The organism is Novacetimonas sp. GS1 (assembly GCF_036686925.1).
GTDB lineage: Bacteria > Pseudomonadota > Alphaproteobacteria > Acetobacterales > Acetobacteraceae > Novacetimonas > Novacetimonas hansenii.
In genome coordinates, this window is the sequence record NZ_VSZP01000001.1 from 2724001 (window position 1) to 2730000 (window position 6000).

The 6000-nt window shown below is 55.2% G+C and carries 3 protein-coding genes, 1 tRNA gene, 2 rRNA genes and 1 pseudogene (1 of these 7 only partly in view); 3 read left to right on the forward strand and 4 right to left on the reverse strand.

Annotated elements, in window-relative coordinates; translation table 11 throughout:
* Window positions 1–95 precede the first annotated feature (95 nt).
* Together FYB92_RS11935 and ribB are read left to right on the forward strand one after the other, a co-directional pair.
* A complete protein-coding gene (locus FYB92_RS11935; RefSeq protein WP_332828734.1) occupies window positions 96–830 on the forward strand; it encodes a siderophore-interacting protein in 735 nt (244 codons plus the stop codon).
* Between the two features lie 49 nt (window positions 831–879).
* Window positions 880–1512, forward strand: a pseudogene (ribB, locus tag FYB92_RS11940) (3,4-dihydroxy-2-butanone-4-phosphate synthase); the annotation flags it as partial.
* 393 nt (window positions 1513–1905) lie between these two features.
* Here ribB and FYB92_RS11945 read toward each other — a convergent pair.
* The gene (locus FYB92_RS11945; protein WP_332828735.1) at window positions 1906–2070 is read right to left on the reverse strand and encodes a TetR family transcriptional regulator; all 165 of its coding nucleotides are present in this window, start codon (window positions 2068–2070) and stop codon (window positions 1906–1908) included.
* A gap of 166 nt (window positions 2071–2236) precedes the next feature.
* Between FYB92_RS11945 and FYB92_RS11950 the strand changes: the two genes are divergently transcribed.
* Window positions 2237–3451, forward strand: a complete 1215-nt coding sequence (locus FYB92_RS11950) for an MFS transporter (RefSeq protein ID WP_332828736.1) — start codon at window positions 2237–2239, stop codon at window positions 3449–3451.
* A 350-nt stretch (window positions 3452–3801) separates the two neighbouring features.
* Here FYB92_RS11950 and FYB92_RS11955 read toward each other — a convergent pair.
* The 3 genes from FYB92_RS11955 to FYB92_RS11965 form a co-directional block, all read right to left on the reverse strand.
* Window positions 3802–3878, reverse strand: a tRNA-Met gene (locus FYB92_RS11955).
* A 30-nt stretch (window positions 3879–3908) separates the two neighbouring features.
* Window positions 3909–4024, reverse strand: a 5S ribosomal RNA gene (gene rrf / locus FYB92_RS11960).
* A 102-nt stretch (window positions 4025–4126) separates the two neighbouring features.
* Window positions 4127–6000 (reverse strand): 23S ribosomal RNA (locus FYB92_RS11965) (it continues 867 nt past the right edge of the window).

Genomic DNA, 6000 nt, shown 5'->3' on the forward strand with positions numbered 1-6000 from the left:
TCTCAGACAAGAGGGCCAATTTTCCACGGCTCTGCCTTCCCCAGAGGGCCAGAGCCTTTTCATTTGCGGTCCCCGGATTTCTGAAAGTCATCGTGATGAAAATGATGTCACAAAACAGGACGTTACGTCCGGCAGTCGTCAAGGCGGTGCATGATGTGACGCCGCACATGCGGCGCGTCACGCTCGTCGGAGACGATATCAAGAGACTACCGGTCGAGCATCCCGCGCAATGGATGAAGGTGTTCCTTCCTGCACCGCCCGGCCGCAAGCCGGAAGGACGTGCCTATACGATCCGCCGCTATGAGGCGACTGCCGGGTTGATGGAAATAGATTTTGTCCTGCATGGCGATAACGGTCCGGCGTCTGCCTGGGCCGAAAAGGCAAAGGTTGGGGATGTGCTTCAACTGGCAGGGCCGCGCGCAGGATACCGCGTTGATCCCGCTGCAAGTCGCCATCTTATGGTGGGGGATGCGACGTCGCTTCCAGCGATAGCGGCTATTCTTGAGGCGTTACCACCTGGCGTTACTGCCGATGCCTTTATTGAAGTGAATGGCACAGATGAAGAACAGAAACTGGAAACTGCTGCATCCTTGAATGTTACCTGGCTGCATTCGGGTAGCGAGCCTCCCGGCACGACGGGGCAGCTCGAACTCGCCGTACAGGGGGCAGTTCTTGACCTGTCCGATTGTCAGGCGTGGGTCGCGGGTGAGTCTTTCATGGTCAGAGCCGTGCGGACTTATCTGACCGTCGATCGTCTGCTTCCTTCCGGTCGCCTGCATGCGGCCGGTTACTGGAAAATGGGCGATGCGGACCATCGCGACCGTGACTGACTGATCCCGCTTCACGACAATCATGCAGAACAGGAAAGGCTTACGCCCTATGAACGTCGCACACGGTCACTCTATCCGCTCCATAATTCCCACTGTTGCCCGTGCGATCGAGGCTATGCGTGCAGGGCGAATGGTTATCATGGTAGACGATGACAACAGAGAGAACGAAGGCGACCTGGTCATGGCGGCTGAATTCGTGACTCCTGACGCAATCAATTTCATGATTACACATGGACGAGGGCTGGTGTGCCTGCCGCTTGCCGAGGAATACGTTGAACGTCTTTCATTGCCGATGATGGCTGATGAGAATACCTGTCCGTTTGGTACCGCCTTTACGGTGTCGATTGATGCGAAGGAAGGAACCACGACAGGGATTTCTGCTTATGATCGCGCCCGGACGATCCGCGCGGCGATTGAACCGGGTGCTTCGAAGCAGGATTTCATGGTGCCAGGTCATATCTTTCCGCTGAAGGCTGCAAAAGGAGGAACGCTCTCACGGCGCGGTCATACGGAGGGATCGGTGGATTTGGCTCGGCTTTCTGGCCTCAAACCTGCTGGAGTGCTCTGTGAAATCCTGAACGAGGACGGCACCATGGCCCGCCGGACGCAACTGGATGTGTTTTCTTGCCGGTTTGATCTACCAATAATCAGTATTGCAGACATTCTGCGGGCGATTGTGGCGTCACGATCTAATGCAGATATCTTTTGATATCCGCAAAATTTAAAGTAATGAACGAAATACCACCTTTTTTATAAAATATGCATTCATGATGACAAAATTTATTTCATCTTTACTGAGACAAATATTTGATTAATCCGGCATTAGCAGCGACATCATGAGCAAAACATTGACCAAGAGCCTCGGTCGTGATCGACGCCATACGACATCCGACAGAATATCCGGAAACCGTTAATGTCGAATCTTATACATGCTTTCAGATATTTTCCATTGATCGCCACTTATGTCTTCCTGATGCGTCCGATCAGCGTCCCCCATGCGCGCGTCAGTTTCTGATAGGGGCCAGCAGGATCTGGCAAGTCCCGCAGCATTTCCTCGAACGTCAGGGCCAGAACTTCAGATATCAGCGCTTCTTATAAGGCATAAGCGCGTATAGAGGCTCTGCGACCGCAACCCCACACGACGGGCAAGATTTCGCATCGACGTGCCTTCATAACCGTATTCACGAAACAGTTTGCGCACTTCGATGATGATGCCGCGCAGGGGGATCGGCTCTCGCATTTATTCTTTGACTCACGAACACGCGTTCGCCACCGTTGGTCCAACGTCCCCGGAAGAGGCAATTCACAAATCGGCTGTACTGAATAACAACAATGACAATACCCAGTTCCCACGCACAGATTACCGTCCACAAACGACATGAACACCTTGTCGGGCGGAATCAGCCATGAATCGTTCAGACACAATTACGATGGAAAATGAAGCGACAGCGAACACAGCAGTCCCACTTCGTCAGACGGCGGCGCTCTTCGCTCTGGGTAGTTGCGCTCTTCTGAACGTCTATGCCACCCAGCCCATCCTGCCTGACATCGCCCACCGGTTTGGCGTCAGCCTTGGCGCAAGCGCCTGGACAATCAGCACCTCCACGCTGGGCGTAGCAGTCGCAGCCCCTCTGGCCGGTGCCGTCTCTGACCGCTTCGGACGCAAGCGTGTAATGGTCGCAGCCCTCATCGCGCTGATTATCATAACCGCCTCCTGCGCTCTGGCATGGAATTTTACGGCTCTCCTCTCCCTGCGGTTTGCACAAGGGTTGCTGGTGCCCTTCATCTTCACTGCGGCCCTCGCCTATATCGCTGAAGAATGGTCCGGACGGACCGCGACCACCATGAACGGAGTATATGTCGCAGGCACTGCATTCGGTGGGTTCTGTGGACGCTTCCTTGCCGGTGCCGCTGCGTCCTTTACAGGATGGCTCTCCACCTTTCTCGTTTTCGCAGTTCTTCTGATTCTTGTTCTTGCGCTCGCCGTATTCTGTCTGCCTGCAGAGCGCCAGTTCAGAGCCAGCACATCCCTTGGTAAAAGTTTATGGAGTGTCGCAAAAGGTGTGCGCGACTGGCGGCTGCTGGTCACCTGTTTTGTCGGCGCCAGCCTGCTGTTTCAGCAGGTCACGTCCTTTACCTATCTGAGCCTACGTCTGAGCACACCTCCATTCACCCTGACTTCGATTGAAGTCGGTGCTCTGTTCGTGGTCTTTCTTCTACCTGTTACAGTCACACCTTTCTTCGGTCGCCTTCTCGGCACGATCGGGCGCACGCGGGCCTTTCTGCTGTCGCAGGTCGCCGGGATTGCCGGAATTGCCCTGACACTTTCCGTCCATCTCCCTCCTATCGTGATTGGACTGGCTCTGTCCTGCATGGCTGTCTTTGCCGGGCAGTCCTGCGCCACCGGCTATACAGCACGACATGCCAGGGAAGGACGGTCTGCGGCAACCGGTCTCTATCTCACCTGCTATTATCTGGGCGGAAGCATCGGCGCTGTCGCCCCTGCTCCTCTCTACGCGCATCACGGCTGGCTCGGCTGTGCTGTCCTGATCGGTTTGGTGGCCTTGGTCAGCACGGCTCTCGCACGCGTGGCATGGCAGGAAACAGTCGTTGACGCATAAAAGAAGAAAAAGCTGATCTGAGGTACGGACGGGATCAACGTAGTTGCCAAAAACGCTTCCTGCATTCGGCGGGAGTCACGCCAAGATGATGCTTAAACACCTTTTGTACGCAGACACCACAGCCGACATAGACTCAGGCAGTGAACGTCTCGTCGTCAGATCGCGCAATTTCCACTAAGCAATGAGGCTTGGAACGGCCATCACGCTATCGTGACAATGCCCCGTTTTAGCCCAAACTACGCTGCGCTTTCAGTCCCATTTGCATCCTATACGCATCCTGCGCGTATGTCCCAAACGCAAAAGGCCGCCCGTAAGGGCGGCTTAACATGCTGTTTATATTGGATAATTCATGGTTGCGGGGGCAGGATTTGAACCTGCGGCCTTCAGGTTATGAGCCTGACGAGCTACCGGGCTGCTCCACCCCGCGGTGGTTTTTTCATTCAGGGCTGACTGGAAGATCTGGCGGCGACCGACTTTCCCGTGCCTTAAGGCACAGTATCATAGGCGCTGGGTTTTTTCACGTCCGAGTTCGGGATGGGATCGGGTGGAGCACGTCCCGCCATGGCCACCAGATCATCCAGTCAGTCCTGAGGGACTGTGTGGGAGGTTGGTGCTGAGAGGATAGAGTGGGTGGATGACTGCTGTGCATGTATGTTTTCCACGTTGAGTGGCTGTGTGAATGAGCCTATTGGGCGATTAGGACCAGTCAGCTGCACGCATTACTGCGCTTCCACACCTGGCCTATTGACGTGATGGTCTATCACGGCCCTTGGGGAGACCTTGTTTTGAGGTGGGTTTCCCGCTTAGATGCTTTCAGCGGTTATCCCTTCCATACTTAGCTACCCGGCTGTGCCGCTGGCGCGACAACCGGTGCACCAGAGGTATGTTCATCCCGGTCCTCTCGTACTAGGGACAAATCCTCTCAAGTCTCCAACACCCACGGCAGATAGGGACCGAACTGTCTCACGACGTTCTAAACCCAGCTCACGTACCACTTTAATCGGCGAACAGCCGAACCCTTGGGACCTGCTCCAGCCCCAGGATGTGATGAGCCGACATCGAGGTGCCAAACCTCCCCGTCGATGTGGACTCTTGGGGGAGATCAGCCTGTTATCCCTAGAGTACCTTTTATCCGTTGAGCGATGGCCCTTCCACGCGGGACCACCGGATCACTATGGCCGACTTTCGTCTCTGATCGAGCTGTCACTCTCACAGTCAGGCGGGCTTATGCCATTGCACTCAACAGTCGATGTCCGACCGACCTGAGCCCACCATCGCGCGCCTCCGTTACACTTTGGGAGGCGACCGCCCCAGTCAAACTGCCCACCATGCAGGGTCCCGGACCAGGCTTACTGGTCTCGGTTAGACATCAGAAACAGTCAGGGTGGTATTTCAAGGATGGCTCCACCGGAACTGGCGCCCCGGTTTCAAAGCCTCCCACCTATCCTACACAGAATGTCTCTGATGCCACTGCAAAGCTGCAGTAAAGGTTCATAGGGTCTTTCCGTCTGACCGCGGGTACCCCGCATCTTCACGGGGAATTCAATTTCGCTGAGCCGATGCTGGAGACAGCGGGGAAGTCGTTACGCCATTCGTGCAGGTCGGAACTTACCCGACAAGGAATTTCGCTACCTTAGGACCGTTATAGTTACGGCCGCCGTTTACCGGGGCTTCAATTCGGTGCTTGCACACCTCCTCTTAACCTTCCGGCACCGGGCAGGCGTCAGGCCGTATACGTCGTCTCTCGACTTCGCACAGCCCTGTGTTTTTACTAAACAGTCGCTACCCCCTGGTTTGTGCCACCCGCCTGTGGTTGCCCACGGACGGGTCTTGCTTATCCCGAAGTTACGCAAGTAATTTGCCTAGTTCCTTCAGCATCGTTCTCTCAAGCGCCTTGGTATTCTCTACCAGTCCACCTGTGTCGGTTTCGGGTACGGTCTATATGCCAGAGCTATTTCCTGGAATGCTCCAAAAGCCGGGTCAATCCGATAAGACCCGACAACATATTGCATTCGTCACTTCTGGCAGGCCCGGGAATATTCACCCGGTTTCCATCGACTACGGCTTTCGCCCTCGCCTTAGGGGCCGGCTCACCCTGCGCGGATTAACCTTGCGCAGGAACCCTTGGACTTTCGGCGACAGTGTTTCTCGCACTGTTTATCGCTACTCATGTCAGCATTCGCACTTCCGATATCTCCAGGGAGGGTCACCCCGTCCCCTTCACAGACTTACGGAACGCTCCGCTACCGCGCATACAAAGTATGCACCCACAGCTTCGGCACGTGGCTTGAGCCCCGTTACATTTTCGGCGCAGGGTTTCTATTAGACCAGTGAGCTATTACGCTTTCTTTAAAGGATGGCTGCTTCTAAGCCAACCTCCTGGTTGTTTTGGAATCCCCACATCCTTTCCCACTTAGCCACGATTTAGGGGCCTTAGCTGGTGGTCTGGGCTGTTTCCCTCTCGACAATGGACCTTAGCACCCACTGTCTGTCTGCCTGGCTCATACTTCCGGGTATTCGGAGTTTGGTTAGGTTTGGTAAGGCTTTGG

Excerpts from the sequence above, each read along its gene's own strand:
- FYB92_RS11935 (WP_332828734.1), top strand. The coding sequence starts at position 96 with ATGAAAATGATGTCACAAAACAGGACGTTACGTCCGGCAGTCGTCAAG.
- FYB92_RS11945 (WP_332828735.1), bottom strand. The coding sequence starts at position 2,070 with ATGCGAGAGCCGATCCCCCTGCGCGGCATCATCATCGAAGTGCGCAAA.
- FYB92_RS11950 (WP_332828736.1), top strand. The coding sequence starts at position 2,237 with ATGAATCGTTCAGACACAATTACGATGGAAAATGAAGCGACAGCGAAC.